Raw genomic sequence first — 2,625 nt, forward strand, 5'->3', positions numbered from 1 at the left:
ATATAATAATATATACCGCTATGAATTACAGGGTAAAGGAAATAATGACAAGAAATCCAATAACATATAATGTTCCAAGTTCAGTATCTGATGTAATAAGGGTATTAATAAAGAATAATGTTACAGGTATACCACTTGTTGGCAGGGATGGAAAATATGCAGGGGTTATAACAAGACGTGATATATTTTATAACCCAAATGAAACCCAGACCGCACTCGTAATGAGGAAGGCAAATACGGTAAAAGAGGATGATTATGTTGAAGAGGCGGCAAAGGAAATCACAATACAGGGTAAAAGGCATCTTGTTGTTACCAATGACAATGATGAGGTCACAGGCATACTAACACCACAAAATTTTTTAAATATAATACAGGAAAAGTTTGGCGAGAGAAAGGTTAAGGAGGTAATGACATACAATGCATTTCCAATATGGGAGGAATCACCATTGAGCGTTGCACTTATAGCCATGAAATTATCACAGATATTCTCATTTCCAGTTTTAAATGCAGAGGCAAAATTTGTTGGCCTTATTACTGACAGGGATATATTTGACAAGGTTAAATTATCATCAACAGAGGTGTTATCAGAGGCAGGCATTGCCGATGATGAGGACCCATGGTCATGGGAGGGCATAAGAAATGTATTTACATATATTATTGAGAAATCAAACATAAGGGTTCCAAATATGCCTGTAAGGGATGTAATGGTAAAGAATCCTGTAGTGGTTTATCTTAGCTCAACAATAGGGGAAACTGTTAAGCTTATGTCTCAGGGGAACTATAACCAGGTCCCGGTTCTTTCAGGCCACGGTGATATTTATGGAATGCTATACGATGTTGAATTATTAAAGGTATTCAATGATTAATATGTATAATGATATAATTGAATTATCCAAGAGAAGGGGTTTTTTCTGGCCATCATTTTCCATATACGGTGGTTTTTCAGGCTTCTATGATTACGGCCCTCTGGGTGTTCTTCTCAAGGAAAATATAATAAAACTCTGGCGTGAGGATTATCTTGAGGATGGCGCAATATTTATAGACACGCCAAATTTAACACCGGAACCTGTTTTTAAGGCATCAGGCCATATAGACCGATTTTCTGACCTTGCCTGTGAATGTGATAAATGCAAGACCAAATTCAAGCTGGAAACAGTTCTTAAATACAATGGGATAAATGCTGTGCCAAAAAATCTGGATGAGGCAAACGAAATATCGGCAAAAAACAACCTTAAATGCCCTGTATGCGGAAATATAATTAAGAAAGTTTACGATTTTAATTTAATGTTCAGGGCCAACGACATGTATCTAAGGCCTGAAACTGCCCAGGGAATCTTTGTAAATTTTAAGCTTCTTTACAATTATAATAAAAACAGGCTTCCAATGATTGTCGGTCAGGCAGGCAAGGGATTCAGAAATGAAATATCACCAAGGCAGAGCCTGATAAGATTAAAGGAATTTAACCAGTGTGAAATAGAATCATTTTTTGATCCTGATAGCCTTGAATTTGGTGAACTTTATGATTATTTGCCTGTAAAATTGCTGCCAAATACCGGTGATGTATATAAAAAGACCGTAAAGGAGGCCTATGAATCTGGCATAATACCAAATCAGGCCATGGCATACTTTGTTTTGAAAACACAGCGGCTTTTAAATAAAATTGGAATAAAAAATGAAATGCTGAGGTTCAGGCAGCATATGCCTGATGAACGCGCACACTATGCTGCGGATAGCTGGGATGCAGAGGCTTTAATAGACGATGAATGGTTTGAAATAGTTGGAATCGCCAACAGGACTAATTTTGACCTTACAAATCACGGTAATAATTCCAGTGAGTCAATGACGGTAAAAATTGGTGAGAAAGAAGTAATACCATATGTGATAGAACCTTCATACGGAATTGATAGAATAATATTATCAGTTATGTCACAGTCATTTTATAAAAGGGACAATGGGTATAACGTTCTTGCACTTAATGAATATGTTGCGCCATTTCATATGGCAGTTTTCCCGCTGCTTAAAAAGCAGAAACTTCAGGAAAAGGCCAAAGAATTGTTTTCAAATCTATTCCTAAAGGATAAATATATAATATACGATGATGTTGGATCCATAGGAAAACGGTATGCAAGGCAGGATGAAATAGGAACACCATACTGTATTACCATTGATTTTCAGACGCTGGATGATAATACCGTAACAGTAAGATTCAGAGATTCCATGCAGCAGAAGCGTATTTTAATATCCGACCTTGTATCCCAGGAAAATCCTCTAAGTGCACTGAATGCCTTAAAAATTGTTCAATAATATCTATTTACATTTTAAAAGTTTTCAATTTTAAAATTTTTTATTTTAAAAAATAAAAGGGTAAAATTACTGTTTGCTTGCCCGTCTTGCCCTCTTCAATCTTCTTATCTTTTTCTTTCTCCATTTCCAGCGCATATGCCCCCTTTTTTTCCAATCTCTTGAACTTCTCTTCAATATGTCACCTCAAAGTATGGTAATTTGCTTATGGTATTATTTTATAATATAAATACCTATTTTAGAAATTTTACAGTGGAAAAAAATGTCTGTTAAAACTATTTAAGGCATATAAATAATTTTTAATTTAAGATCGGAAGAGCGTCG

The 2,625-nt window shown here is 35.5% G+C and carries 3 protein-coding genes; 2 read left to right on the top strand and 1 reads right to left on the bottom strand.

All coding sequences use genetic code 11. From position 1 onward, the window contains the following. Together AOG55_RS04255 and glyS are read left to right on the top strand one after the other, a co-directional pair. On the top strand, positions 1-866 hold an 866-nt coding region (locus AOG55_RS04255; protein ID WP_330218577.1), incomplete at its 5' end, for a CBS domain-containing protein. Next, positions 859-2,304: a glycine--tRNA ligase gene (gene glyS, locus AOG55_RS04260; protein WP_231563460.1), complete on the top strand. Its 1,446-nt coding sequence runs from the start codon at positions 859-861 to the stop codon at positions 2,302-2,304. The genes AOG55_RS04255 and glyS, both read left to right, overlap by 8 nt. A 66-nt stretch (positions 2,305-2,370) precedes the next feature. On the opposite strand, the gene AOG55_RS09135 is transcribed toward glyS, so the two are convergent. After that, positions 2,371-2,478: a 50S ribosomal protein L41e gene (locus tag AOG55_RS09135; RefSeq protein ID WP_082180503.1), complete on the bottom strand. Its 108-nt coding sequence runs from the start codon at positions 2,476-2,478 to the stop codon at positions 2,371-2,373. Positions 2,479-2,625: the final 147 nt, after the last annotated feature.

The sequence above is a fragment of the Acidiplasma cupricumulans genome, assembly GCF_001402935.1.
Classification (GTDB): Archaea; Thermoplasmatota; Thermoplasmata; order Thermoplasmatales; family Thermoplasmataceae; genus Acidiplasma; species Acidiplasma aeolicum.

Coding starts and splice junctions, on each gene's coding strand:
- glyS (WP_231563460.1), top strand. CDS start 859: ATGATTAATATGTATAATGATATAATTGAATTATCCAAGAGAAGGGGT.